Source organism: Arthrobacter sp. SAFR-179 (genome assembly GCF_059414945.1).
Genome location: NZ_JBPFDM010000002.1, coordinates 497,705 through 522,042 on the forward strand (window position 1 = coordinate 497,705; position 24,338 = coordinate 522,042).

Here is a 24,338-nt window from a genome sequence, read left to right on the forward strand (position 1 = left end):
AAGAATGCATCACAGTGCCGGAACCGGGACCACCGGCCGGCAGCCGAACTTTTCTGGAGGCCCTCCTTTGCCAGGTATGAACCTGACGCGCGCCGAAGCCCGTGAGCGCGCCGAACTGATCACCGTCGAGTCCTACGATGTCAGCCTGGACCTGACCCGCGGCGGAGAGGTCTTTGGCAGTACCACCACCGTGAAATTCACGGCATCGCCCGGCGCAGCCAGCTTCATCGATGCAGTGACCCGGGCCGTGCACAGCGTGACCCTGAACGGCACCAGCCTCGATCCCGCCACCGTGTCCGACGGAGTACGGATCCAGCTTCCGGACCTGGCGGAGCACAACGAACTGACCGTGGTGGCCGACATGCCCTACATGAACACCGGCGAAGGCCTGCACCGGTTCGTGGACCCGGTGGACAACGAGGTCTACCTGTACACCCAGTTCGAAGTTCCCGACTCGCGCCGGATGTTCGCCGTCTTCGAGCAGCCGGACCTGAAGGCAAGCTTCGCCTTCACCGTCACGGCCCCGTCCCACTGGGACGTTGTCTCCAACTCCCCCACCCCGGAGCCCGTCCAGGCCACTCCCGCAGAGGACGGCACGGCCAGGTCCGTGTGGACGTTCGCGCCGACACCCCGCCTGTCCTCCTACGTCACGGCCCTGATTGCCGGTCCGTACCAGTCCGTCCGCAGCGAGGTCACCAGCTCGGACGGCCGCATCATCCCGCTCGGCGTCTTTGCGCGGAAGTCCCTGATGCAGTTCCTGGATGCAGAGAACATCTTCGAACTCACGCGGCAGGGCTTCGGGTTCTTCGAGGAACAGTTCGGCTGCCCCTACCCCTTCGAAAAGTACGACCAGCTGTTCGTGCCGGAATTCAATGCCGGCGCCATGGAGAACGCCGGTGCCGTGACCATCCTGGAAGGCTACGTTTTCCGCAGCAAGGTCACCGGCGCCCAGATCGAGCGCCGCGCCATCACCGTGCTCCACGAACTGGCGCACATGTGGTTCGGCGACCTGGTGACCATGCGGTGGTGGAACGACCTGTGGCTCAACGAATCCTTCGCCGAGTACATGTCCCACCTGGCAGCTGTGGAAGCCACCTCCTTCACCAGCGCCTGGACCACCTTTGCCTCGGTGGAGAAGTCCTGGGCGTACCGCCAGGACCAGCTGCCCACCACGCACCCGATCTTCGCCGAGATCAACGACCTGCAGGACGTTGAGGTTAACTTCGACGGCATCACCTACGCCAAGGGCGCCTCAGTGCTCCGGCAGCTGGTGGCCTGGGTTGGCCCCGAACAGTTCATGGCCGGCGTCCGCGAGTATTTCGCCAAACACTCCTGGCAGAACACCGAACTCCGCGACCTGCTGGTGGAGCTCGAGAAGGCCAGCGGCCGGGACCTGGACATCTGGGGCCGGCAGTGGCTGGAAACCGCTGGCGTCAACACGCTGAGCCCGGAGCTGGACGTGGACCCGGACGGCATGCTGCGGTCCTTCGCGATCCTGCAGTCCGCGGTGCCCGAATGGCCCACCATCCGTCCGCATCGCCTTGCCGTGGGTTTCTACAACCTGGACGACGGCGGCAAGCTCACCCGGGTGCACCGTGAGGAACTGGATGTCGACGGCGAACGCACCGAAGTGCCGGCGCTTGCCGGCCTGGCCCAGCCGGACCTCATCCTCATCAATGACGACGACCTGGCGTACGCCAAGGTGCGGCTTGATCCGAAGTCCCTGGCCACCGCTACCGCCCACCTCAAGGATTTCGGTGACAGCCTGCCCCGGACCCTGGTGTGGAACTCCGCCTGGGACGCCGCCCGTGACGGCGAGACTCCTGCCCGGAAGTACGTGGAGCTGATCCTGTCCAACGTCGCCGCGGAAACGGACTCCTCCGTGATCCTGGTCCAGTTGCGCCAGCTGGCCACCACCCTCAACTTCTATGTGGCCGAAGACCACCGCGAAGCCACTGCGGTTGCCGCCGTGGATCGGCTGTGGGACCTGGCTTCGACGGTTCCCGGCGGGTCCGACGCCCAGCTGCAGTTCATCAAGTCCTTTGCGCTGCTGGCGCGGAGCGCGTCCCAGCTGGACCGGGTGGCAGGCCTCCTGGACGGGACGGTTGTCCTGGACGGGCTGGCCGTGGACCAGGACCTGCGGTGGGAACTCGTGGCGTCTCTCGTGGCCGGCGGCCGGATGGGACAGGACGGGATCGATGCCGAGCTGGCGCGGGACAACACCTCCAGCGGACAGAATGCGGCGGCCCTGGCCAAGGCGGCCATCCCCACTCCGGAGGCGAAGGCCGCGGCCTGGGAGTCCATCGTGGTCAAGGGCGAGCTGTCCAACGCGCTGCAGGGATCGGCGGTAGCGGGCTTCATGCGCGTGCTGGACCGCACGCTGCTGGAACCGTACTCGGAAAAGTACTTCGCGGCCGTGCCGGGCATCGTGGCAACCCGGACCCACGCACTCGCCCAGCAGATCGTCGTCGGCCTCTACCCGGCGCTGCTGACCACGCAGGCCACCATTGACCGGACGGACGGGTTCCTGGCGTCGCTGCCGGCGGAAAGCGCCGCGCTGCGGCGGATGATGCTGGAGAACCGCGACGGCGTTGCGCGCGCCCTGCGTGCCCGGGCCGCCGATGTTGTCCAGGACGGCAGTCCGCAGTGAGTCTTGATCAGCACCGGTACGCGCTGACGGTCCAGTGGACCGGCAACCGGGGTGACGGTACCTCGTCCTACCGGGCCTACTCCCGGGACCATGACATTCTCATACCGGGCCTGCCGGCCCTTCGGGGCTCCGCGGATCCGACGTTCCACGGGGACCGGGAACGCTACAACCCCGAACAGCTCCTGCTGGCCGCGCTGGCGCAGTGCCACATGCTGTCCTATCTGCATGTGGCGGTGAAGCACGGGGTAGTGGTCACGGACTACCGGGACGAGGCCACCGGGCTGATGCGGCTCAACCGGGACGGCAGCGGCCAGTTCGAGCGGGTGGTGCTGCATCCGTACGTGACGGTGGCCGACGCCGGCCAGGCCGGCCTGGCGGCGTCCCTGCACCACGAGGCGAACCAGGTCTGCTTCATCGCGCGCAGCGTGAATTTCCCGGTGGAGCACCAGCCGGTGACGGTGGCTGCTTAGGCTCTGCCTCCGGTGTGGAGCATCTCCACGAGGCGCCGTTCCGTGGCGGGTGACAGGCCGGCGTTCCGGGGACGGCCCAGCCCGCGGCTGCATTCATCGTCCAAAGTGGCGGCCAGGGTTTCCCGCCAGGGCCTTAGCACCATTCCTGCGGCCCTGGCCTTCCGGTTGCTGCGGGCCATGAAGCCGTCGTGACCGGGCGGGAGCCAGAGCGGCAGGGACTCAGGCCCGGACCAGTAGCTGACGCCCTGTTCCACCAGCCACTCTTCACCGGCGGTGCTGATGGTGCCGTTGAAGCCGGACGCTTCGCGGGAGGCGCTGATGAGTTCGGCAAAAGGCACTTGATCCCCCATGGCGTTCAGGGGGCCGGTGATCCCCTCCTCCGCCGCGAGCAGGATCCAGGCCGCCAGGTCTCGGACGTCGATCACCTGCGTGGGGTGGTGCCCGATAGCGGGGACCAGCACCGGCCCGGAGTTGCGGGCAAAGCGGCCAGGCCAGTAGCCGTAGCGGTCGGTGGGATCACCCGGGCCGCTGATGAGGCCCGCCCGGCACAGGTGCGCCCTGCCGTTTGTTGCATTGCGGGTTGCCTCTTCGTTGGCCACCTTGGACTCGCCGTAGTTTTCCGGGGTGGACGTCTCCCCTGGAGCGAGCGCCGGCAGCAGCTCCGCGTCTTCCGCCGCTCCCGGGACGGAGTGGTCAGCGTACGCCGAGCAGCTGGAAACAAAGGTCCAATGCCCCGCTTTCTCCGCGAGGCCGGCCAGTGCCTGCCGGGCAGGTTCGGGATCCCGCGCCACTTCGACCACCGCATCCCATTCGCCGGCGAGTTCCGAGTAGGCGGCCGGACCCGTTGAGCGGTCCGTCCTGACCCAATGGGCGCCCTGCGGCGGTTCGGCCGATGTTCCCCGCGCCAGGCACGTCACGTCATGGCCGGCAGCAACCGCTTGGCTGGCGATTTCCCTGGAGAGGAAGGCGGTTCCGCCGAGGATGAGAATGCGCATTGCCCTACGCTACGGGGGCTAGGGTTGAAAGAGAACAGAGCAATACCGCTAGGAGCTATTTCCACCCATGGTCAGCATGTTGTCCATCCTTCCCCCCGCCAACACCCAGCCGGACGGCATCAGCGTCCCGGGCATTGTGATCAGTCTGGGCATCGGCGTCGCCGTCTGGCTGGTAGCCACTTTCATCATCTCCCGCATCACCAGGCGCATCGCTACCGGCAGCAATTTCTTCAAGAAGCCCATGTTCAAATGGGTGGCGCCGGCCATCCGCGCCCTGGACCATGAGCGGCGGGTGCAGCGCGCCGAAACCATCGGTTCGCTGCTGAACAGCGTGGTGGGCGTGCTGGTGGTGATCATCACCGGGATGTACGTGCTGCAGAACCTCGACATCGACATCACTCCGCTGCTGACCAGCGTGGGCATCCTGGGTGTTGCCATCGGCTTCGGCGCCCAGCAGCTGATCCGCGACTTCCTGGCCGGCATCTTCATTACCATTGAAGACCAGTACGGGATCGGCGACATTATCGAAACCAGCGAAGTGGTGGGCGTGGTGGAGTCCATGGGTTTGCGGATCACCCGCGTCCGCTCCGACGACGGCGCCATCTGGTACCTGCGCAACGGCGAGATCCTCCGGGTGGGCAACCGCTCGCAGGGACGGTATGTTCCGCTGCACGAGTCCGACGACGGGACCACCGACCAGGGCTCGGCCCATGTTGATACCAAGAAGACAGACCAGAAAGCCGGGGAATAGCATGTCGCTTCCCATCGAACCGCGCCCGGGGCAGCGGCCCCAGTTGATGCAGAACGATCCCTTCAGCAAGCCGGGCTACACCGACAGCTTCTATGATGCAGTGGGCGGCCACGAGACGTTCGTGAAGCTCATCGATGTCTTTTACGACGGCGTGGCCACCGATCCGCTGCTCCGCCCGATGTACCCGGAGGAGGATCTGGCCCCGGCAAAGCGCCGGTTCCTGATGTTCCTGGAGCAGTACTGGGGCGGTCCCACCACATATGGCGAGGAGCGCGGCCACCCGCGCCTGCGCATGCGGCACCTGCCGTTCAAGGTGACGCCCGAGGCCAAGGACCGCTGGCTGTTCCATATGCGCACCGCCGTGGACGCCCTGGAGCTGCCGCCGCTTTACGAGGGCACGCTGTGGGAGTACATGGAGCGGGCGGCGCTGTCCATGGTGAACAGCGCCTCGGAGGCCTGAACGCCTGCCGGCCAGGCCCTGGCGCGGCCCGGCCGCCTTGAGCTACAGCAGGCCGCTGCCGGTCCGTGCCAGGACGTGCCCGCGTGGACCGGTCAGCCGGAACCAGCGGCCGGCGCGGTACAGCTTCTGGTCGCCGTCGGCCAGGAAGCCCAGCGCGAAAGCTGCGAAAGCCGCTCCCGCGGGCAGGCCTGTGCCGTCCAGTTCCCGGCCCCAAACGGCAGCCCGGGCATTGTTGACGATGAGTGCGCCCGGTTTGTCCGGCACAATGCCCGCGACTTCCGCGATGCCGCCTTGAGCCGCTGCCCGCAGGGTGGCGTCACTGACAGCCCCCAGCAACTCCCATCCGCCCCGTGGGGCGCCCACTCCCGTCCACGATTCGGTGACGGTGGTGGGCGGAACGGGCAATTCGACGTCGTTCTCCCCCGCCCGTGCCAGCCGGTCCAGGACGGCGGACAGGGCAACGGTGACATCCGTTGCGGATGATTCCGCAAGCGCCATGGTGCGCAGGCCCAGGATGGTGGGGGTCGATTCGCCCAGCAGCCGGGGCCGGAGGACACACACGTAGGCGGCCAGCACGGAACCGGCGGCCTGCAGGCGGATGGCGCCGTCGTCGATGGCCTTGGCCCTGGTGGCGAACGTCCTCAGGTCGGCAAGATCCCGGGGATCGGCGAAACGGAAGGACGAGGTGAGAAGTTCAGACACACCTAAACACTACCGGCTGCGCTCCGGTTGAGTGGCTCCCCGGGCGCCGTCTAGAGTCGGACCATGACTGAAGCCGAAGCCGGACTCCTGGCCCCGCCAAGCGGAGACCCCACCTCATCGCTGATCGAACTGCTGGACCTTGGTGAGCTTGAGGGCGCCCGGACGGACGAGGATATTTTCCTGGGCCCCTCACAGCAGCAGCCGCACCACAGGGTGTTTGGCGGGCAGGTGCTGGCGCAGTCACTCGTGGCGTCCATCCGGACAGTGGATCCTGAACGTTTTGTCCACTCCATGCACGGGTATTTCCTGCGGCCGGGGGACGCCAACAAGCCCATTACCTTCGGTGTGCAGCGGCTGCGCGACGGCCGGTCCTTTTCCGCCCGGCGCGTCCACGCCTACCAGGACGGGGTACCCATCCTGTCCATGATTGCCTCTTTCCAGGGCGAGGACGCAGGGATTGAGCATTCGCTGGCAATGCCGGAAGGAATCCCGGACCCCGAATCATTGCCCAGCACCGCCGACCTGCTGGGAAGGTTCGACCATCCCGTGGCGCGGCACTGGGCCTATGAGCGGCCCTTCGACATCCGGCACGTCGATCCTCCGCTGTACGTCTCGGCCGAGGGACCGCGGGAGGCCCGCAACGCCGTCTGGATGAAGACGTTCGGCCCCATGCCGGACAACACCAACCTGCACCGCGCCGCCCTGGCCTACGCCAGCGACTACACCCTGCTCGAGTCCGTCCTTCGGCGGCACGGGCTGAGCTGGATCACCCCGGGCATGAACGTTGCCAGCCTGGACCATGCAATGTGGTGGCATCGCCCGGCGCGCGTGGATGAATGGCTGCTCTACGTCCAGGAGTCCCCCAGCGCGCAGGGCGCACGCGGCCTGGCCACCGGCAGGATCTTCAGCCGGGACGGCCAGCATGTGGCCACCGTGGCGCAGGAGGGAATGGTGCGCGTTCCCGCCGACCCGGCGGACACGTAGGACCAGCGCCCCGCCACTGGCCCAAGCGCCCGCGCCGGCGGGGATCCTTGCACGGGAAAGGCCGGCACCCGATCAGTCCAGATCAGGTGCCGGCCTTCCTCTTAATGCTTTACGGCCGCTGCCGGTCGCCCGGCGGCTAGTCGCGGGTCAGGCGGCGGTGGGTGACGCGGTGCGGCTTGGCAGCGTCGGGACCCAGGCGCTCCACCTTGTTCTCCTCGTAGGATTCGAAGTTGCCCTCGAACCAGTACCACTTGGAGGGGTTCTCCTCGTCACCTTCATAGGCCAGGATGTGGGTGGCCACCCGGTCCAGGAACCACCGGTCGTGCGAGACCACCACGGCGCAGCCGGGGAACTCGAGCAGCGCGTTTTCCAGGCTGCTGAGGGTTTCGACGTCGAGGTCGTTGGTGGGCTCATCGAGGAGCAGCAGGTTTCCGCCCTGCTTCAGGGTCAGGGCCAGGTTCAGCCGGTTCCGCTCACCACCGGACAGGACACCGGCCTTCTTCTGCTGGTCCGGGCCCTTGAAGCCGAAGGCGGCCACGTAGGCGCGGGACGGCATTTCGACGTTGCCCACCTGGATGAAGTCGAGTCCGTCGGAGACAACCTCCCACAGGGTCTTGTTGGGGTCGATGCCGCCGCGGCTCTGGTCAGCGTAGGAAATCTTGACGGAGTCGCCGATCTTGAGATCGCCGCCGTCCAGCGGTTCCAGGCCGACGATCGTCTTGAACAGCGTGGTCTTGCCCACGCCGTTGGGGCCGATGACGCCCACGATGCCGTTGCGGGGCAGGGTGAAGGACAGCCCGTCGATCAGTGTCCGGTCTTCAAAGCCCTTCTGGAGGTTCTTCGCCTCCAGCACCAGGCCGCCCAGGCGGGGTCCCGGCGGGATTTGGATCTCCTCGAAGTCAAGCTTGCGGGTACGGTCCGCTTCGGCGGCCATTTCCTCGTAGCGGGCCAGGCGGGCCTTCGACTTGGTCTGGCGGCCCTTGGCGTTGGACCGGACCCACTCAAGTTCCTCTGCGAGGCGCTTGGCCTGCTTGGCATCCTTCTTGCCCTGGATCTCCAGGCGGGCGCGCTTCTTCTCCAGGTAGGTGGAGTAGTTGCCTTCGTACGGGTAGAGGTGGCCGCGGTCCACTTCGGCGATCCATTCCGCGACGTGGTCCAGGAAGTACCGGTCGTGGGTGACGGCGAGAACGGCGCCGGGGTAGCTGGAAAGGTGCTGCTCAAGCCACAGCACGCTCTCGGCGTCCAGGTGGTTGGTGGGTTCGTCGAGGAGCAGCAGGTCTGGCTTCTGCAGGAGGAGCTTGCAGAGCGCCACGCGGCGGCGCTCACCGCCGGACAGGTTGGTGACATCGGCATCGGCCGGCGGGCAGCGGAGGGCGTCCATGGCCTGCTCCAGCTGGGAATCAAGATCCCAGGCGTCGGCGGCGTCGATGGCCTCCTGCAGCTTGCCCATCTCCTCAAGGAGGGTGTCATAGTCAGCATCGGGGCTGGCCATTTCCTCGGAGATCTCGTTGAAGCGCTGGATTTTGCCGTAAATTTCGCCCACACCTTCCTGGACGTTGCCCAGGACGCTCTTTTCCTCGTTCAGGGGCGGTTCCTGGAGCAGGATACCCACGCTGTAGCCGGGGCTGAGCCGGGCCTCACCGTTGGAGGGCTGGTCCAGCCCTGCCATGATCTTGAGGATGGTGGACTTACCGGCACCGTTCGGGCCCACAACACCAATCTTGGCGCCCGGGAAGAAGGACATGCTTACGTCATCAAGGATGAGTTTTTCGCCAACGGCCTTGCGGGCCTTGGTCATTGTGTAGATAAATTCCGCCATGGTCTCAAATCTAGTGGGTTGGCGGGCAGATCTCACATTTGCAGCGGACCGGTGGGCTGGATCAGGAGCCCACGAAGCACTTGCCGTTGGCCAGTACCGGAAGGACTGTAACGGTCACCGCGCCTTCACGCACCTGCCCGATGACGCAGTCCTTGCCCTGCAGCACCGCCGCTTCGATGGCATCTGCCTCCAGCCCGGTGGGAGTCCGGCTTTGCGAGACCTGCAGCACTGCCGGTGCAATGCCCGCTCCGGTCAGGGCGTCACTGACCTGTGCGGTGGCCGGTTTCGGCGTTCCCGTGGCCAGTTTGGTCAGGGTATCCGTCACCGTTTGTTTCACCGTGTCGGTTGCGGCAGCTGCGGCCGCTGACGCACCGTCGGATGTGTTGGCCAGCGGTTCACCACTGGCGCCGGTTCCTTGGACTGCAGGAGCCGAAGCCTGCGTGATCGGCCCCTTTGCATCAGGGCCGGCAGCCGTGGCCGGAGCCGATCTCCCGCCGCTGCCGCCCTCGATTGCCGCTCCGTTCCCAAAGGGACCGGCAGCACAGCCTGACAGGAGACTGGCCACGACGGCGCATGCCAGTGCTGCACCGGCGCGGTTGTTCTGCCAGCGGTAAGGGGTGGGATGCATGGTGTCATTGTGCCATGGTGCCGCCGGAGCGGCTGGGCGGCTGGGATCTGCAGTGGCCGCGGGTACAGCGGGCGTGGATGGCCAGTCCAGCGCCGGGAAACGTCGGACGGGATTTCCACGTCAGCCGGCAAGCCGGCAACCGGTTTGGCGGCGTCCTGGATTGGCCGGGCGGGCGGAGGACGGCCGGGGGTGCCGCTGCTCCGCCCGTCCGGGACTGGATGGGAACGTTGATACCTGATGCTTCTTTCCTAGACTTCGGCGAGTTCCCCCGTTTCCAGGTCAAGGGAGGCGAGGCCACCGTCGTTGTCCTCGACGACAACGGCTGCATGCCCGTGGTCGTCGGGGTTTTCGTCTTCGCGGTCCTCCGGCTCGTCCGGCTCCTGATCCACTCCGGGGATGTCCTCCGGGGCCGGTGGCTGCTCCACAAGGGAGAGCGCCGGCCTGGAAGCGGTACGGATGAAGTTTGCCGATCCAAAGGTGAGGTCGTGCCCCACAGCATCGGCGTCGATGATGGTGGAGTGGTACACCCGCCCGTCCTTCTCCCAGGTACGGATCTTCAGCTTGCCCACCACAATGACCGGCTGGCCCTTCCTGATGCTGCAGCCCAGGGTTCCCGCGAGCTGGCGGTAGCCCTGCACCGTGAACCAGTTGGTGTGTCCGTCACCCCAGGTCCTGGATTCACGGTCAAACCGACGCGTGGTAGAGCCGAGGCGGAAGGAAGCGGTTGCCACTCCCCCCGGCGTGGTTGAACTGGTTATCTCGGTGGCAACGAAGCCCCGGATGGTGATCGATTCGCTCATGTCTACGTCCTGTCTGGATGGTGGCGCCTGTAGCAGGCAAGACCAGCATCGCGCGGGACAACAGCGGGCAGGAGGTACGGGTTTTCCTATGTGGACAACGCCGATCCGGACATCGAATGTGGAGGAGGAGTGGCCACTGGGTGACACGGCCGGCATCCGGGCAATGTAAACTTTTTGAGGCGCCGGCCTGAAGGCCGGAAGCCAACGCCTCAGTAGCTCAGGGGATAGAGCAGCGGCCTTCTAATCCGCCGGTCGGGGGTTCGATTCCCTCCTGGGGCACCGCGGTGCCTGGCGCCCCGGTCTTTGGACCGGGGCGCTGCGCGTTGGCTGCTATGCGTGCAGCCGGTGCGGCGCTTCCACCAGGGACCGGATTACGCTGCCGGCGGCCCCCAGCAGGGCACCCGAGTCGCCCACCAGGGACACCGCCACCTGGCTGGAGTCATATTTGCCGGGCGCATACTTCTCCAGCCCCGCCAGCAACGGGGCGCGCAGCCACGGCTCGAGGACAGCGAAGTGTCCGCCAAGGACCACGGATTCTATGTTGACCACCCGCGCGGCCGAGGCAAGTGCTATCCCCAGGGAGCGGCCGGCCCGTTCGACCGCAGATACTGCCCGGGGCTCCCCGGCCTGCAGCGCACGCATAAGAGCGGACATATGGGCCGAACGTGAACCCCCATCCGGGGCCAGTCCCGCTGCGGCGAAGATGGCGTCCTGGCCGGCAACCGTTTCCAGGCAGCCGGTTCCCCCACACGAACAATGCCCTCCGTCAGGGTCCACCACGATATGCCCCACCTCTCCGGCGTGGCCGTGCGGTCCAGTGAACAGCTCGGATCCGATGACAATCCCGCCGCCGACGCCCACCTCGCCGGAGACGAAGAGGAAGTCAGACGCACCATCCGGCCGGTGCCGCAGTTCGGCAAGGGCTGCGGCATTGGCCTCGTTGAACAGTTCCACGCCCAGGGGAGCCTCGGGCAGCAGTGCTTCAAGGTCGAGGTCCACGTTGACCCAGCCCAGGTTGGGTGCGGTGAGCACCCGCGCCTGGGCAGGGTCAACCAGTCCGGGCACAGCCAGCCCGCCGCCCAGGACCTCGACGCCCTGCTCCCCCGCCCCACTCCGGACCCGGGCCGCCAGGGCTGCGAGCGCGGCCAGCACGGGCCCGTCGGGGCCGTTGCGGTTGTCGCGTTCCTGTTCCTCCCGGACCAGGACGGTCCCGGAGAGGTCCACCACGGCTGCGGAGATGTAGTCCACATTGATTTCCATCCCCATGACGGCCCGGCTGGGGCTGAGTTCCAGCCCCACCCCCGGCCGGCCGCGCCCCTGCGGGTTGAGGCCTATCTCCCGGATGATCCCTGCGTCCAGGAGGTCCAGCACCAGGCTGGACACCGATGCCTTGGTCAGGCCGGTGGCACCGGCCACCTGGGCGCGGCTGGGGTGGGTCCCGGGCGGGAACTCGGCGATCGCGCCCAGGACCAGCGCGAGGTTGCTGCGCCGGACATCGCCCACGCTTCCGGGGGCCGAGCCTCCCGGCCCCGCCACTGCAGGCGCCGCCATCACCATCACAAACCTCCACAGGTAAGGCTTCTCGCACATTTTCCGGCTGATCCCAGCCTTGACTCTTGACCCCAGCCTACGTCCGCTCATATAGTTCAGGCAATGAACTAAAGCTTCGCAACCCCGCGGAGCGCACGATCGCAAGGACGCATCATGACTCTCTCGCCCACCCCTGCCGACAAATTCACTTTTGGCCTCTGGACCGTCGGCTGGACCGGCGCCGATCCGTTCGGCGTCGCCACCCGCTCCCCCCTTGACCCCGTGGAAGCCGTCCACCGCCTGGCGGAGCTCGGCGCCTACGGCATCACCTTCCACGACAACGACTTGGTCCCGTTCGAGGCCTCCGCTTCGGAGCGCGACCTCATCCTCAAGAACTTCCGCGCAGCCCTGGCAGAAACCGGGCTGAAAGTTCCCATGGTGACCACCAACCTCTTCAGCCACCCGGTCTTCAAGGACGGCGGCTTCACCTCCAACGACCGGTCGATCCGCCGGTTCGCACTGTCCAAGGTCCTGCGCAACATCGACCTGGCCGCTGAGCTCGGCGCCGAAACCTTTGTGATGTGGGGCGGCCGGGAAGGCAGCGAATACGACGGCTCCAAGGACCTCGCCGCCGCCCTGGACCGCATGAAGGAAGGTGTGGACACCGCCGCCGGCTACATCAAGGACAAGGGCTACAACCTGCGGATCGCACTGGAGCCCAAGCCGAACGAGCCCCGCGGCGATATCTTCCTGCCCACCGTGGGCCACGGCCTGGCATTTATTGCCCAGCTTGAGCACGGCGACATCGTGGGCCTGAACCCCGAAACCGGACACGAGCAGATGGCCGGGCTGAACTTCACCCACGGCATCGCCCAGGCCCTGTGGGCCGGGAAGCTCTTCCACATCGACCTCAACGGCCAGCGCGGCATCAAGTACGACCAGGACCTCGTCTTCGGCCACGGCGACCTCACCAGCGCCTTCTTCACCGTGGACCTCCTCGAGAACGGCTTCCCGGGCGGTGGCCCGAAGTACGACGGCCCCCGGCACTTCGACTACAAGCCCTCACGCACGGATGGCTACGACGGCGTGTGGGAATCCGCGAAGTCCAACATGGCCATGTACCTGCTGCTGAAGGAACGGGCGCTGGCCTTCCGGGCGGACCCCCAGGTCCAGGAAGCCCTCAAGACCTCCGGCGTTTTCGAGCTCGGCGAGCCCACCCTCGGCGCCGGCGAAACCACCGCCGACCTGCTGGGCGACACCACGGCATTTGAGGACTTCGACGCCGACAAGGCCGCCGAACGCTCCTTCGCGTTCGTCCGCCTCAACCAGCTCGCCATCGAGCACCTCCTGGGCGCCCGCTAGCCGTCCAAGACCCGCTGCGGGGCCGGGAGACAATCCAGGCCCCGCAGCGTTTCCATTCCTGCACAAAGAAAAGAACACCATGCCGCTCGTAGCCGGAGTAGACAGCTCCACCCAGTCCTGCAAGGTAGTCATCCGCGATGCGGACACCGGGGCGCTCGTCCGCCAAGGCCGCGCCGCCCACCCTGATGGCACCGAGGTCCACCCGGACCACTGGTGGACTGCCCTGCAAAAGGCCGTGGCCGACGCCGGCGGGCTGGACGACGTCAGCGCCGTCTCCATCGGAGGCCAGCAGCACGGGATGGTCTGCCTGGACAGTGACGGTGCGGTCATCCGTCCGGCGCTGCTCTGGAACGACACCCGCAGCGCCGGCGCAGCGGCGGAACTTATCGAAAGTGCCGGCGGGGGCGATCCCGCCGTCGGCGCGCAGTACTGGGCCAAGGCCACCGGCACGGTGCCGGTCGCATCCCTGACCGTGACCAAGCTGCGCTGGCTGGCAGCCCACGAACCGGAAAACGCCGCAAAGGTGGCCGCCGTCTGCCTTCCGCATGACTGGCTTACCTGGCGGCTCGCAGGCTACGGTCCCGGCAGCGGAGAAGAAGGATTGGCCGCCTTGGCCACCGACCGCTCCGACGCTTCAGGCACCGGCTATTACTCGGCGGCGTCCGGCAGCTACCTTCCGGACGTCCTCACCGCATCCCTTGGGCACGTGCCCGTCCTCCCAAGGGTCCTCGGGCCGTTGGAAGCAGCGGGAAAGACGAAGGCAGGCGCCCTCCTGGCTGCCGGAGCCGGGGACAACGCGGCAGCCGCGCTCGGTGCCGGTGCGGGCTTGGGCGACGTCGTGATGTCCCTGGGCACGTCCGGGACCGTTTTTGCCGTCTCGGATACGCCCGCGGCAGACCCGTCGGGCCTCGTGGCGGGGTTTGCCGACGCTGCCGGGCATTACCTGCCGCTGGTCTGCACCCTGAACGCCACCCGCGTTTTCGATGCCACGGCTGCCCTGCTGGGCGTGGACCTGCCGGAGTTCAACCGGCTGGCCCTTTCGGCCGGCCCCGCCGCCGGAGGGCTTACCCTGGTCCCCTACCTGGACGGGGAGAGGACGCCCAACCTGCCCGATGCGACCGGTTCCCTGCATGGCATCACCCGGGCCAACTACACCCCCGCCAACCTGGCGCGCGCCGCCGTCGAAGGCGTGGTCTGCTCCCTGGCCGACGGCCTGGCAGCACTGCAGGCCCAGGGCGTTGAAGCCCGCCGCATCATCCTGGTGGGCGGCGGGGCACAGTCCACCGCCGTGCAGGAAGCCGCAGCGGCCCTGCTGGGAACCGTCATCATGGTGCCGCAGCCGGGTGAGTATGTTGCCGACGGCGCCGCGCGCCAGGCAGCCGCGGCACTCACCGGACGTTTCCCCGCCTGGGCGGCTGACGCCGTCGACCTTCCGCAGGGGACGGACGACGGCGACGTGCTGGCCAGGTACCGGCGGTTCGCCTCGCTCTACACCCAGGACGGCAATAAGTAGCAGAGAGCAAAAAGGACCCGGACCGGCGGTGGTGCATCCACCGCTGGTCCGGGTCCTTCCATGTGGGGCGCAGGCTCCTGCCGTGACGTAGCAGGAGCCCGCGGTCTGGACAGGACATCCAGGGCGTGTCAGGCGTACGGGAGGACAAGCTCCGCGTAGCGCTCCTTCACTGTGGCCAGGACGGTGTTGCCGTCCGTGTCCCAGATCTCCTGATTGAAGATTTCCACTTCGATGTCGCCGGTGTAGCCGGCGTCGCGCACCCAGCTGCCGATCGTGGCGAAGTCCACCACGCCGTCGCCCATGTAGCCGCGGGACAGCAAAGGATCTGCAGCGATGGGCATGTTGAAGTCGCACACCTGGTAGGAGGCGATACGGTTTTCCGTGCCGGCGCGTTCGATCTGCGCCTTCAGTTCGGGGTCCCACCAGACGTGGAAGGTATCGACGGCGACGCCCACCGTTGAAGCGTCGAAGGGCGCTGCGAGGTCCAGGGCCTGGCCCAGGGTGGAAATGAGCGCCCGGTCCGCCGCGTACATCGGGTGCAGCGGTTCCAGCACAAGCCGCACCCCGTTTTCCTGCGCGAAGGGCACCAGGTCGGCCAGCCGGTCCGCCACGCGCCGGCGGGCCGCCACCACGTCCTTCTCCCCCGGCGCCAGGCCGCCGACCACCAGGAACAGTTCCCTGGTGTCCAGCGCAACTGCCTCGAGGATGGCGGCGCGGTTGTCAGCCAGCGCGGCGGCCTGGCCTTCGGCGTCGGCCGCAGTGAGGAACCCGCCGCGGCACAGCGAGGAGACCCGGAGCCCAGCGTCTTTGATCAGGCGGGCGGCCTTGTCCAGTCCGGCTTCCTCCACCCGGTCCCGCCACGGGCCGATGGCAGGGATCCCGGCGTTGACGCAGCCCTCCACCACCTGGGCAAGCGTCCACTTCTTGGTGGTGGCGCTGTTGATGGACAGGCGGGAGAACTCGCTCATACTCCCACCCCGTTGATCCGGAGGTAGTCGGACATCCGGAATGCAGCGAGGGCGGGGTCCTTGAGCAGGCCCGCCTGGTCGGCCAGTTCAAAGGTCCTGGCCAGGTGGCAGACCGAACGGCCGGAATGCAGGCCGCCCACCATCTGGAAGCCAGGCTGCTTGCCGTTGAGCCAGGACATGAACGCAATGCCGGTCTTGTAATAGAAGGTGGGGGCGCTGAAGATGTGCTTGCCCAGTTCCCGGGTGGAATCCAGGATCTCCCGCGCCTTCCCGGGGTTGCCTGCGTCGTAGTTCTGCAGGGCCACCGACGCGGCCGGGTAGATCGCGGCGAAGATTCCCAGCAGGGCGTCCGAGTGATGGCTGCCGTCACCGTCGATCAGCTCGGGGTAGTTGAAGTCGTCGCCCGTGTAGAGGCGGACTCCCCCGGGCAGGGCCGCGCGAAGGGCAACCTCGTGGCTTGCATCCAGCAGCGAGACCTTGACCCCGTCCACCTTGTCCGCGTTGTCCCGGATGAGGCCAAGGAAGGTCTCGGTGGCGGCGGGAACATCGCCGGAGCCCCAGTAGCCGGCCAGCGCTGGATCGAACATGGTGCCAAGCCAGTGCAGGATGACCGGCTGGTCCACCTCCTGCAGCAGGGTGGAATAAACCTTCAGGTAGTCCTCCGGTCCGCTGGCCACCCTGGCCAGGGCGCGCGAGGCCATCAGGATGACCTTCGGACCGGCCTCGGTGATGACGGCAATCTGCTCGCGGTACGCCTCGAGCACCGCCTTGATGCCCGCTTCGCCGGAAGGCAGTGCGTCGATGTCCAGCTGGTCGGTGCCGGCGCCGCAGGAGACCAGGTCCCGGACCGATTTGCCGGCGGTGGCCGGGTTGTTGGCGGAAACCACCGAAGCGGCCTCCACTCCCGTGCGCTTGATGAGCTGCTGCGTGGCGGCCCAGTCCAGGCCCATGCCGCGCTGGGCGGTGTCCATGGCGTCGGCTACGCCCAGCCCGTAGGACCACAGTTCGTGGCGGTACGCCATGGTGGCGTCCCAGTCCAGGCGGGCAGGGGCACCGGGCGTGTTGTCAGCCAGGACCTCGGGGATGACGTGGGCCGCCGCGTAAGCGCGCCGTGCCGTCAGGGGCGCGGCGGGCCGGGCCCAGCTGGTGCCGCCCTGGAGGCGGTACTCCCTGGTGCCGCCGTCTTCGGAGGGAAGAATGAGGGAAGTCATTAGAGGGTGATCTCCGGAATGTCGATGGTGCGGCGTTCGTCGCTGGACTGCAGGCCGAGTTCGGCCAGCTGGACGCCGCGCGCGGCGGACAACAGGCCGAAGCGGTGCTCGCGGCCTGCCACCACGTCGCGGAGGAACTCTTCCCACTGCAGCTTGAAGCCGTTGTCCAGTTCGGCATTTGCGGGCACTTCCTGCCACTGGTCACGGAAGGATTCGGTGACGGGCAGGTCCGGGTTCCACACGGGCTTGGGGGTGTGGGCGCGCTGCTGGGCAACGCACTTGTTCAGGCCGGCGACGGCGGAACCGAGCGTGCCGTCCACCTGGAACTCCACCAGTTCGTCGCGGTACACGCGAACCGCCCAGGAGGAGTTGATCTGGCCGATGACCTCGTCCCCTGCGGGTGTTTCGAGTTCGAAGATGCCATAGGAGGCGTCATCGGCGGTGGCCTTGTATTCCTTGCCCGCCTCGTCCCAGCGGGCGGGGATGTGGGTGGCGGTCTTGGCGTTGACGCTCTTGACCTTGCCGATGATGCCCTCGAGGACGTAGTTCCAGTGGCAGAACATGTCGGTGGTCATTCCGCCGCCGTCTTCCTTGCGGTAGTTCCACGACGGGCGCTGGGCGGCCTGGATGTCGCCTTCGAAGACCCAGTAGCCGAACTCGCCGCGGATGGAGAGGATGCGGCCGAAGAAGCCTTCGTCCACCAGGCGGCGGAGCTTGACCAGGCCGGGGAGATACAGCTTGTCGTGGACGACGCCTGCCGTGACGCCGGCTTCCTTGCCGATGCGGGCCAGCTCAATGGCTTCCTCGAGGGTTTCGGCCGTGGGCTTTTCGGTGAAGATGTGCTTGCCGGCCTGCATGGCCTTCTTCAGGGTGGCGGCGCGGAGGCTGGTCATGGAGGCATCGAAGACGACGTCGACAGTGGGGTCGCTGATCACGGCGTCCAGGTCGGTGGTCCATTCGGAGACCTTGTGCTTTTCCGCCAGTTCGCGGATCTTGGCCTCGTTGCGGCCCACCAGGATGGGTTCAACCTGGACCCGGGTGCCGTCCTCGAGGGTGAAGCCGCCGGCGTCGCGGATGGGAAGGATGGAGCGCAGCAGGTGCTGGCGGTAGCCCATCCGGCCGGTAATGCCGTTCATGGCGATGCGGATTGTTTTGGTTTCGAAGCCCATGTGTCCTCCACGGTGAGTGAGCAATGTATTCAAGCTGTCTGGGAAAGCGCGTTCCCACTGCTTCAATGATGCACGGCGGGCTTTCAGTTGGCAAGCGCTTTCCGGAAGTAGTTTGAACTGCCATAATGTGCTTAGCCTTTGAGCCCGTTTGACGACCAGGAGATGCAGTGGCTGCAAGTACCCTTACCGAGGTGGCGCGCCTGGCCGGAGTCTCGCCCGCCACCGCTTCCCGCGTGCTGAACGGCTCGGCCCGTAAACCGGGCAAGGACATTGCCGAACGCGTACGGCAGGCAGCGGATTCGCTGGGCTACATCCCCAACGCGCAGGCGCAGGGCCTGGCGAAGTCCAGTTCCGGCCTGATCGGGCTGATAGTCCACGACATCGCCGACCCCTACTTCGCGGCCATCGCCAGGGGCGTGCAGGAAGCCGCCCGGGAACAACGCAAAATGGTGCTGCTCGCCACTACCGGCGGCGGCCCGGCCGAAGAAAAGGAAGCGGTGGCGGCTTTCGCGGCGCGCCGCGCAGATTCCATTGTGATCGCCGGCTCGCGCTCCTGCCGTGACGAGGACCGGGACGGCAACACCGAGCTGGCGGCCGAACTTGACCGGTACTGCCGCAACGGAGGGCAGGTTGCCGTGGTGGGACATCCCGTCGTGGGTGCAACCGCAACAGAGGGATACCACGTGGTCAAAGTCCCCAACCAGGAGCTTGCGCGGCAGCTTGCCACCGGGCTCGCGGAGGGCTGGGACGGTGACTTCGTCATTGTGGGCGGCCCTGAGGGACTCCTGACATCGGATGACCGGGTCCGCGGCTTCCAGGAAGGACTGGAGCGCGCCGGACGCCGGCCGGCAGAGGTGCTCCGGACAGGATTCAACCGGTCCGGTGGATATGACGCCGGACTTCAACTGGCCGCCAGGATCAAGGCCGCCCGGTCCGGGGAGGCGCCTGCACCCAGGCTGTGCATCTTCGCCGTCAACGACGTGATGGCCATTGGTGCCGCGGCGGCGCTGCGGTCCGAGGGGCTGCGGATTCCGCGCGATGCCGCCATCGCCGGCTTTGACGACATTGAAACCCTCCGCGACTTCCGGCCGGCGCTTTCCACGGTCCGGCTGCCCCTGGAGGACATCGGACGCATTGCCACGCGGTCCACCGGGCCGGGGAACCACACCGAAGAGGCGCAAGGCGCCGCTGCGGACGGCATCACCGGCGAGGTCACCCTGCGGCGCAGCACCGAAGCGGCAGCCTGATGGCACCACGGGGGCTGACAGCGGTCCGCGCACGTCCGGACGCCGCAGAAGCACGTCCTGCCATCCTGGTGCTGCCGGGCGGGGGCTATGCCCGCCAGGCCGACCATGAGGCGGAGCCGGTGGCAGAGTGGCTTGCTTCCCTGGGAATCCATGCCTTTGTGCTCCGCTACCGGGTAGCCCCGGACCGGCACCCCGGCCCCCTTGAGGACGCCAAGGAAGCCATGCTGCACATCCGGAACGGGCAGCATGGGCTCGCCGTGGACGCGGACCGCGTTGGCGTCCTGGGGTTCTCCGCCGGCGGGCACCTGGCCGCCACCCTCAGCACGGCGGCGGCCACCGGAAGCCGGGACCTCGACGTTCCCGCGGCCGTGCCGGACCTTTCGGTGCTTTGCTACCCCGTCGCTTCCCTGACGCACGAAACCCATGAGGGATCGGTGGCGAACCTCCTTGGCGACTCGCCGCCGTCGGCCCTCCTCACGGCACTCTCCGCGGAGCTGAACGTCACGCCCGGCACGCCGCCGGCATTCCTCTGGCACACGGCCGACGACGAGGCAGTCCCGGTGAGCAACAGCCTGAACTACGCCAGGGCATTGATTGCCGCGGGAGTTCCGGCGGAACTGCACGTCTTCCCGGAAGGAAGGCATGGGCTGGGACTTGCGGCCGGCGAACCGGGGCCGGCGCAGTGGACCTCTTTGTGCGCAGCGTGGCTGGAGCGTGCGGGGTGGGCCAATTCCGCTGCTGGAGCAGCAGGCAACTGAAGGTCCAGTACGCAGCCGGGCTACCCGGTCTGCTAGGGCAACGCCCGGATGGTCCAGGCCGCCGAATGCGATGCCCCGGGCTGCAGGTGGACCAGGTCGGTGCCGGAGTGCAGTGCATCCGGCGGGCAGGTCATAGGCTCGACGGCCAGGCCCAGGCGGTCCGGACCCACCGGCTTGTCCCCGGTGTGCACCTGGACCCAGGGCCACTCGGCGCCCCATTCCAGTTCCACCCCCGTTCCCGATGGGTCCAGCACGCGAACCCGCGCCAGGCCGGCATGATCCCGGGAGATGTCGGTGAAGGCGTGGTCGATCTTCACGTCCCCCAGGCGCCGGGGCGAGCGGAAGTCGAAGGCTCCCTCCTCCACCTGCCGCATGCCCACGGGAAGGAGCCTGTCCGGCGTGACCGCCAGATAGGCATCGGCCGGAAGTTCCAGGGACCAGTCATCCAGCGGGGACGGCCCGGCCACCAGGTAGGGGTGGGGGCACACCCCGTATGGCGCGGCGGCGGAACCCGTGTTGACGGCCCGGACAGCGCCATGGAGTCCGTCATCGGAAAGCGAGTAGGTGACGGTAAGCTCCAGCTCGCCGGGATAATCCGGGCCGGAGGGAATGCGGCAACCCAGGACTGCCTTGTCCGCTCCCGCCTCAAGCACGTCCCACGGTTGATGGATGGCCAGGCCGTGCAGCGCGGCACCACGCTCGGGTTCGTTAACGGCGGCGGCATAGGACTTGCCGGCGTAGGTGTAGGTACCGTCGGCCAGCCGGTTGGGCCAGGGCGCGCAGATAACGCCCCGGTAATCGGGAACAGCGCCTTCGGGCCCAAAGCCCACCACCAGGTCCCGGTTCCCGTGGCGCAGTTCGCGCAGGGCGCCGGCGCGCAGGGTGACGACGGCGGAATAGGGTCCGTGGGCCAGATGGACATCGGTGCCGGGCATGGATTCCCCCAGGTTCGGTATGTGTTAGCGCTCACTAGCGTACCCCACCCTGACCGGTTACGGGTGGCTAGAGTTGCGCTATGGAAACGGCTGCCAACCAAGCCCTCATCGCGGCCGTCAGGGGTGCGCTGCGGGTACTCGCCAACCCGGAACGCGCCGCCGGCGCCCAGGCCTACATGAAGTCCGCGATTCCCTCCCTGGGCGTCCGCGTTCCCGACGTGCGGCGCATTGCTGCGCGGGCTGCAGCAGAATTCCCGCCCGCGTCACCCGGGCAGCTGCGCGCCACGGTGCTGGAGCTGTGGCGCACCTCCACATTCCGGGAGGAGCGGTATGCGGCCATCGACCTGACCGGAATCCGGCTGGTGGCCAAGGATCCGGACATGCTGCCCGTCTACGTGGAAATAATCCGCACCGGCGCGTGGTGGGACTTTGTGGACGGAGTGGCCGCACGCATCTGCGGCCTGCTGCAGGCGCACCCGGTAGCGGTATCGGCAACCATCAGGCAGTGGAGCCGCGATCCGGACTTTTGGATGCGCAGAGCCGCCATCACCTCGCAGCTGTGCGCGAAAGGGGCCACCGACACCACGCTGCTCGCCGCCGTGATCGAACCGAACCTGGCGGACCGGGAGTTCTTCATCCGGAAGGCCATCGGTTGGGCCCTGCGTGAATACGCCAAGACGGATCCGGGGTGGGTGGAAGCCTTCGTCGTCCGGCACGGGGACGCCATGAACCCGTTGTCCCGCAGGGAGGCCTTGCGCAGGATCGCCGCCTGGCGGGCGCCGCAGTAGGCTCGCCCGCTGTGCAGGGGTACTGCTAGATCACGGGGCGTTCGACGACGGGCTCGTGCGTTTTGCGGAACAGGCTACGGGTTCCGGGGTCCCAGAAGATCAGGTACAGGGCGAACAGGAGGGCCGTCAGTGCCGCGGCGATCCGGGCCAGGGCAAGGGCGAAGCCGAGATCCTGGGTCTGCAGGTAGGGAAAGACGTCCAGCTGGTCCGAGATGGCGTAGATCATGAAGAAGGACACCACGAAGTACAGGGCCTTGACCTGCCAGTCGTTGCGGATGCCGGTCACGGCGAAGAGCGGGATCAGCCAGACGACATACCAGGACTGGATGATGGGGGCCAGCAGGACTACCGCGGCCAGGGCCAGCGTAAGGCGGCGCATGAGGCGGTCGTAGTCACCCTTGAAGATCTGCCAGGCGACGATGCCCACGGCGAGCAGCTTCCCGGCGTCGAACACCCAGCCTGCGGGCACGGACCCGTCCAGTCCGAACGCGTTGGCCAGGGACCCCACCACCATGCCGAGCAGCCCCACCGGGGCGTACCAGATGGAGATGCTGCCTGGGGCGGACAATCCGTTGATCCAGCCGAAGCCGAACCCGTTGACCAGGCTCATCGCGGCCAGGAGCGCCAGGCTGATGCCGGCCGTCAAGGCCCAGAAGGCAGCCTTCCGCAGCCAGCCTGCGTTCTTCCCGGCCCACAGGAGGCCGATGAACGGCAGGAAAACGATGGTGATGGGCTTGACGGCGATGGACAGGGTCACCAGCACGATGCCCCGGACCTCCCGCCGGGTGGCGGAGTAATACAATCCGGCCAGGGCCAGCCCTATCATCAGCGAGTCGTTGTGGACGCTGGCGATGAAATTGGTCAGGAACAGCGGGTTTGCCACGGTCAGCCAGAGGGCCCTGTGCGGGTTCACCCCGTGCAGCTCGGCAAGCCGGGGCACGTAAATGGCGCACAGCACCACACCGGCCACTGCCACCAGCCGGAACAGCATGACGCAGGCCTCGGGCTGGACATTGGTGGCCCACACCACGAATTGCTCGATCCACAGGAACAGCTGCCCATAGGGAACCGGGGCTTCGGTCCACATCTTGTCTGCGCCGAGCTGGAAGTAATTGGACAGGGCGGAGATGCCGTTCTCGTAAGGGTTGAAACCCTCCACCATCAGGCGGCCCTGCCCGATGTAGGCGTAAACGTCCCGGCTGAAGAGCGGCACGGTGAACATCATGGGGAGGCCCCACGCCACCAATGCAGCCAAGGTGACCCGCCGGGACTGCGGTCCCCATACGCGGACTTTCTGGCCGAGCCGCAGCCAGGCGCGGACCAGCAGCATGCCCCCAGCCGCCACCAGGACAATGGAGAGCGCCACGCCGGGGGCCTCAGTGCGCATCCAGATGAACAAGGGCATTCGCCGCAGTTCCGAGACGGGGGCCAGCCAGCCCACGCCGAAGGACCCAAGGACCATGAACATGGAGCCCAGGAAACCGGCAAGCAGGGATGAGCGTGGATTGTCCACCTCGGCACTGCCCGTTCCGGCAATGCCGGCCGCCGCCATCTCCCCCGTTGCGGGCACAGGCGCCGTCATCTCAGGATCGTCCAATCTTGTTTGCGTTTCCCGCGGTTTGCCCGGCGGACCGGGCGGGGCCGGCGGAAGGTGGTTCAGGGCGGAGGGGCGACCCGCCGCGTACCCGAAATCCTAGCATCGGCAGGGCGCCCGGAGGTGTAACGGTAGGCTGGTCCGGTGCCTATATCTAACGAACGAATCGTCTGGATCGACTGCGAAATGACCGGTCTGGACATCAAGAACGACGCCCTCATCGAGGTGGCAGCCCTGGTCACCGATTCGGAACTGAACATCCTGGGCGACGGCGTTGATGTGGTCATCAAACCTGACGACGCAGCGGTGGCCCAGATGTCCGACTTCGTACGGGACATGCACACCAAGTCGGGGCTGCTGGCGGAGCTTCCGCACGGCAGGACGATGGCGGAGGCGGAGGCCGCGGTGATGGAGTACATCTCCGCCTGGGTTCCGGACCCGCGCAAAGCACCTCTGGGCGGCAACTCGGTGGGGACGGACCGGGTGTTCCTCTCGCGGGACATGCCTGCCGTGGTGGAACACCTCCACTACCGGGTTATCGACGTCAGCACCATCAAGGAGTTGTCGCGCCGCTGGTACGCGCGCGCCTACTTCCAGTCGCCCGCCAAGAAGGGTGGCCACCGCGCCCTCGGGGACATCAAGGATTCGATCGATGAACTGCGGTACTACCGTGAAGCCGTGTTCGTGCCCGCGCCCGGACCCGACAGTGCCACGGCCCAGAAGATCGCCCGGGGGATCACCGCCGGCGGGTCCGTTGAGGAGCCGGGCAAGTGATCTGCGCCATGTTCCCATGAAATTTTGCTTCAAAACGCTGAAAGTGGACAAAGCACCCCTTCCGAGCAGGTAAGCTATTTGAGTTGCGTTTCCAGGGAGCCGGTAAAGCGGATTTCCCTTGAGGCACATGGTGGGCGTAGCTCAGTTGGCAGAGCGCCTGGTTGTGGTCCAGGAGGTCGCGGGTTCAACCCCCGTCGCTCACCCTCACGAGGCGGCACATGCAGCCGTCA

22 protein-coding genes and 2 tRNA genes are annotated in these 24,338 nt (G+C 67.1%); 13 read left to right on the plus strand and 11 right to left on the minus strand.

From position 1 onward, the window contains the following. Positions 1-76: 76 nt before the first annotated feature. Positions 77-2,650: an aminopeptidase N gene (pepN, locus tag ACR65K_RS06680; RefSeq protein WP_440151874.1), complete on the plus strand. Its 2,574-nt coding sequence runs from the start codon at positions 77-79 to the stop codon at positions 2,648-2,650. Further along, complete coding sequence (locus ACR65K_RS06685; protein WP_440151875.1) at positions 2,647-3,120, plus strand: OsmC family protein; 474 nt, start codon at positions 2,647-2,649, stop codon at positions 3,118-3,120. The genes pepN and ACR65K_RS06685 overlap by 4 nt, the downstream gene beginning before the upstream one ends. Here the strand turns inward: ACR65K_RS06685 and ACR65K_RS06690 are convergent. Further along, positions 3,117-4,115 carry an NAD-dependent epimerase/dehydratase family protein gene (locus tag ACR65K_RS06690; protein ID WP_440151877.1) on the minus strand — a complete coding sequence of 333 codons (999 nt, stop codon included), beginning with the start codon at positions 4,113-4,115 and terminating at the stop codon, positions 3,117-3,119. The two genes, ACR65K_RS06685 and ACR65K_RS06690, sit on opposite strands and share 4 nt — an antisense overlap. 67 nt (positions 4,116-4,182) lie before the next feature. On the opposite strand from ACR65K_RS06690, the gene ACR65K_RS06695 reads away from it, so the two are divergent. Beyond that, the gene (locus tag ACR65K_RS06695) at positions 4,183-4,866 is read left to right on the plus strand and encodes a mechanosensitive ion channel family protein (RefSeq protein WP_056336230.1); all 684 of its coding nucleotides are present in this window, start codon (positions 4,183-4,185) and stop codon (positions 4,864-4,866) included. A 1-nt stretch (position 4,867) separates the two neighbouring features. Beyond that, a complete protein-coding gene (locus ACR65K_RS06700; RefSeq protein WP_440151879.1) occupies positions 4,868-5,326 on the plus strand; it encodes a globin in 459 nt (152 codons plus the stop codon). 42 nt (positions 5,327-5,368) lie between these two features. On the opposite strand, the gene ACR65K_RS06705 is transcribed toward ACR65K_RS06700, so the two are convergent. Further along, positions 5,369-6,028, minus strand: coding sequence for a DUF8185 domain-containing protein (locus ACR65K_RS06705; RefSeq protein WP_440151880.1), 660 nt, complete (start codon positions 6,026-6,028; stop codon positions 5,369-5,371). A gap of 63 nt (positions 6,029-6,091) precedes the next feature. Here ACR65K_RS06705 and ACR65K_RS06710 point away from each other — a divergent pair, with 63 nt between their 5' ends. Next, on the plus strand, positions 6,092-7,012 hold the full coding sequence (locus ACR65K_RS06710) for an acyl-CoA thioesterase (protein ID WP_056336227.1): 921 nt from the start codon (positions 6,092-6,094) through the stop codon (positions 7,010-7,012). A 136-nt stretch (positions 7,013-7,148) separates the two neighbouring features. Here the strand turns inward: ACR65K_RS06710 and ettA are convergent, their stop codons facing one another. The 3 genes from ettA to ACR65K_RS06725 all read right to left on the minus strand — a co-directional run bounded on the left by ettA (position 7,149) and on the right by ACR65K_RS06725 (position 10,259). Further along, entirely contained in the window at positions 7,149-8,831 is a 1,683-nt protein-coding gene (gene ettA, locus ACR65K_RS06715; RefSeq protein ID WP_440151882.1) for an energy-dependent translational throttle protein EttA, read from the minus strand. Between the two features lie 61 nt (positions 8,832-8,892). Beyond that, positions 8,893-9,459 carry a DUF6993 domain-containing protein gene (locus ACR65K_RS06720; protein WP_440151883.1) on the minus strand — a complete coding sequence of 189 codons (567 nt, stop codon included), beginning with the start codon at positions 9,457-9,459 and terminating at the stop codon, positions 8,893-8,895. A gap of 248 nt (positions 9,460-9,707) precedes the next feature. Then, positions 9,708-10,259, minus strand: a complete 552-nt coding sequence (locus ACR65K_RS06725) for a single-stranded DNA-binding protein (RefSeq protein ID WP_440151884.1) — start codon at positions 10,257-10,259, stop codon at positions 9,708-9,710. Between the two features lie 206 nt (positions 10,260-10,465). Here ACR65K_RS06725 and ACR65K_RS06730 point away from each other — a divergent pair. Next, positions 10,466-10,538: transfer RNA gene (locus tag ACR65K_RS06730), tRNA-Arg, on the plus strand. Between the two features lie 51 nt (positions 10,539-10,589). Here the strand turns inward: ACR65K_RS06730 and ACR65K_RS06735 are convergent. Then, entirely contained in the window at positions 10,590-11,816 is a 1,227-nt protein-coding gene (locus ACR65K_RS06735; protein WP_440151933.1) for an ROK family protein, read from the minus strand. Between the two features lie 147 nt (positions 11,817-11,963). Between ACR65K_RS06735 and xylA the strand changes: the two genes are divergently transcribed. Together xylA and xylB are read left to right on the plus strand one after the other, a co-directional pair. Continuing rightward, on the plus strand, positions 11,964-13,151 hold the full coding sequence (xylA, locus tag ACR65K_RS06740; RefSeq protein WP_440151885.1) for a xylose isomerase: 1,188 nt from the start codon (positions 11,964-11,966) through the stop codon (positions 13,149-13,151). Between the two features lie 79 nt (positions 13,152-13,230). After that, complete coding sequence (gene xylB, locus ACR65K_RS06745; protein ID WP_440151887.1) at positions 13,231-14,664, plus strand: xylulokinase; 1,434 nt, start codon at positions 13,231-13,233, stop codon at positions 14,662-14,664. Between the two features lie 128 nt (positions 14,665-14,792). On the opposite strand, the gene ACR65K_RS06750 is transcribed toward xylB, so the two are convergent. Genes ACR65K_RS06750 through ACR65K_RS06760 form a run of 3 tightly spaced genes read right to left on the minus strand, consistent with a single transcriptional unit; the run spans position 14,793 to position 18,012 of the window. Beyond that, positions 14,793-15,632: a sugar phosphate isomerase/epimerase family protein gene (locus ACR65K_RS06750; RefSeq protein WP_440151889.1), complete on the minus strand. Its 840-nt coding sequence runs from the start codon at positions 15,630-15,632 to the stop codon at positions 14,793-14,795. Then, on the minus strand, positions 15,629-16,843 hold the full coding sequence (locus ACR65K_RS06755) for a dihydrodipicolinate synthase family protein (RefSeq protein ID WP_440151890.1): 1,215 nt from the start codon (positions 16,841-16,843) through the stop codon (positions 15,629-15,631). Before ACR65K_RS06755 ends, ACR65K_RS06750 begins: the two co-directional genes overlap by 4 nt. After that, on the minus strand, positions 16,843-18,012 hold the full coding sequence (locus ACR65K_RS06760) for a Gfo/Idh/MocA family protein (protein ID WP_440151892.1): 1,170 nt from the start codon (positions 18,010-18,012) through the stop codon (positions 16,843-16,845). Before ACR65K_RS06760 ends, ACR65K_RS06755 begins: the two co-directional genes overlap by 1 nt. A gap of 167 nt (positions 18,013-18,179) precedes the next feature. On the opposite strand from ACR65K_RS06760, the gene ACR65K_RS06765 reads away from it, so the two are divergent. Continuing rightward, positions 18,180-19,259 carry a LacI family DNA-binding transcriptional regulator gene (locus ACR65K_RS06765; protein WP_440151893.1) on the plus strand — a complete coding sequence of 360 codons (1,080 nt, stop codon included), beginning with the start codon at positions 18,180-18,182 and terminating at the stop codon, positions 19,257-19,259. Next, the gene (locus ACR65K_RS06770; RefSeq protein WP_440151895.1) at positions 19,259-20,017 is read left to right on the plus strand and encodes an alpha/beta hydrolase; all 759 of its coding nucleotides are present in this window, start codon (positions 19,259-19,261) and stop codon (positions 20,015-20,017) included. Before ACR65K_RS06765 ends, ACR65K_RS06770 begins: the two co-directional genes overlap by 1 nt. A 32-nt stretch (positions 20,018-20,049) precedes the next feature. Here ACR65K_RS06770 and ACR65K_RS06775 read toward each other — a convergent pair whose 3' ends face one another. Further along, positions 20,050-20,952: an aldose 1-epimerase family protein gene (locus ACR65K_RS06775; RefSeq protein WP_440151896.1), complete on the minus strand. Its 903-nt coding sequence runs from the start codon at positions 20,950-20,952 to the stop codon at positions 20,050-20,052. Between the two features lie 80 nt (positions 20,953-21,032). Here ACR65K_RS06775 and ACR65K_RS06780 point away from each other — a divergent pair, with 80 nt between their 5' ends. Next, positions 21,033-21,740 (plus strand): DNA alkylation repair protein, encoded by a 708-nt coding sequence (locus tag ACR65K_RS06780; RefSeq protein ID WP_440151897.1) that lies wholly within the window; start codon positions 21,033-21,035, stop codon positions 21,738-21,740. A gap of 25 nt (positions 21,741-21,765) precedes the next feature. Here the strand turns inward: ACR65K_RS06780 and mptB are convergent, their stop codons facing one another. Further along, positions 21,766-23,322, minus strand: coding sequence for a polyprenol phosphomannose-dependent alpha 1,6 mannosyltransferase MptB (gene mptB, locus ACR65K_RS06785; protein ID WP_440151898.1), 1,557 nt, complete (start codon positions 23,320-23,322; stop codon positions 21,766-21,768). A gap of 156 nt (positions 23,323-23,478) precedes the next feature. Between mptB and orn the strand changes: the two genes are divergently transcribed. Both orn and ACR65K_RS06795 read left to right on the plus strand, forming a co-directional pair. Then, the gene (orn, locus tag ACR65K_RS06790; protein WP_082566810.1) at positions 23,479-24,108 is read left to right on the plus strand and encodes an oligoribonuclease; all 630 of its coding nucleotides are present in this window, start codon (positions 23,479-23,481) and stop codon (positions 24,106-24,108) included. 130 nt (positions 24,109-24,238) lie between these two features. Continuing rightward, positions 24,239-24,311 (plus strand) — tRNA-His (locus tag ACR65K_RS06795). Positions 24,312-24,338 lie beyond the last annotated feature (27 nt).

Bases quoted from the DNA above. Each gene is read 5' to 3' on its own strand.
- ACR65K_RS06710 (WP_056336227.1), top strand. From the start codon at position 6,092: ATGACTGAAGCCGAAGCCGGACTCCTGGCCCCGCCAAGCGGAGACCCC.
- mptB (WP_440151898.1), bottom strand. From the start codon at position 23,322: ATGACGGCGCCTGTGCCCGCAACGGGGGAGATGGCGGCGGCCGGCATT.
- ettA (WP_440151882.1), bottom strand. From the start codon at position 8,831: ATGGCGGAATTTATCTACACAATGACCAAGGCCCGCAAGGCCGTTGGC.
- xylA (WP_440151885.1), top strand. From the start codon at position 11,964: ATGACTCTCTCGCCCACCCCTGCCGACAAATTCACTTTTGGCCTCTGG.
- ACR65K_RS06780 (WP_440151897.1), top strand. From the start codon at position 21,033: ATGGAAACGGCTGCCAACCAAGCCCTCATCGCGGCCGTCAGGGGTGCG.
- ACR65K_RS06690 (WP_440151877.1), bottom strand. From the start codon at position 4,115: ATGCGCATTCTCATCCTCGGCGGAACCGCCTTCCTCTCCAGGGAAATC.
- ACR65K_RS06750 (WP_440151889.1), bottom strand. From the start codon at position 15,632: ATGAGCGAGTTCTCCCGCCTGTCCATCAACAGCGCCACCACCAAGAAG.
- ACR65K_RS06760 (WP_440151892.1), bottom strand. From the start codon at position 18,012: ATGGGCTTCGAAACCAAAACAATCCGCATCGCCATGAACGGCATTACC.
- ACR65K_RS06725 (WP_440151884.1), bottom strand. From the start codon at position 10,259: ATGAGCGAATCGATCACCATCCGGGGCTTCGTTGCCACCGAGATAACC.
- ACR65K_RS06700 (WP_440151879.1), top strand. From the start codon at position 4,868: ATGTCGCTTCCCATCGAACCGCGCCCGGGGCAGCGGCCCCAGTTGATG.
- ACR65K_RS06775 (WP_440151896.1), bottom strand. From the start codon at position 20,952: ATGCCCGGCACCGATGTCCATCTGGCCCACGGACCCTATTCCGCCGTC.
- xylB (WP_440151887.1), top strand. From the start codon at position 13,231: ATGCCGCTCGTAGCCGGAGTAGACAGCTCCACCCAGTCCTGCAAGGTA.
- ACR65K_RS06720 (WP_440151883.1), bottom strand. From the start codon at position 9,459: ATGCATCCCACCCCTTACCGCTGGCAGAACAACCGCGCCGGTGCAGCA.
- ACR65K_RS06735 (WP_440151933.1), bottom strand. From the start codon at position 11,816: ATGGTGATGGCGGCGCCTGCAGTGGCGGGGCCGGGAGGCTCGGCCCCC.
- ACR65K_RS06755 (WP_440151890.1), bottom strand. From the start codon at position 16,843: ATGACTTCCCTCATTCTTCCCTCCGAAGACGGCGGCACCAGGGAGTAC.
- pepN (WP_440151874.1), top strand. From the start codon at position 77: ATGAACCTGACGCGCGCCGAAGCCCGTGAGCGCGCCGAACTGATCACC.
- ACR65K_RS06770 (WP_440151895.1), top strand. From the start codon at position 19,259: ATGGCACCACGGGGGCTGACAGCGGTCCGCGCACGTCCGGACGCCGCA.
- ACR65K_RS06695 (WP_056336230.1), top strand. From the start codon at position 4,183: ATGGTCAGCATGTTGTCCATCCTTCCCCCCGCCAACACCCAGCCGGAC.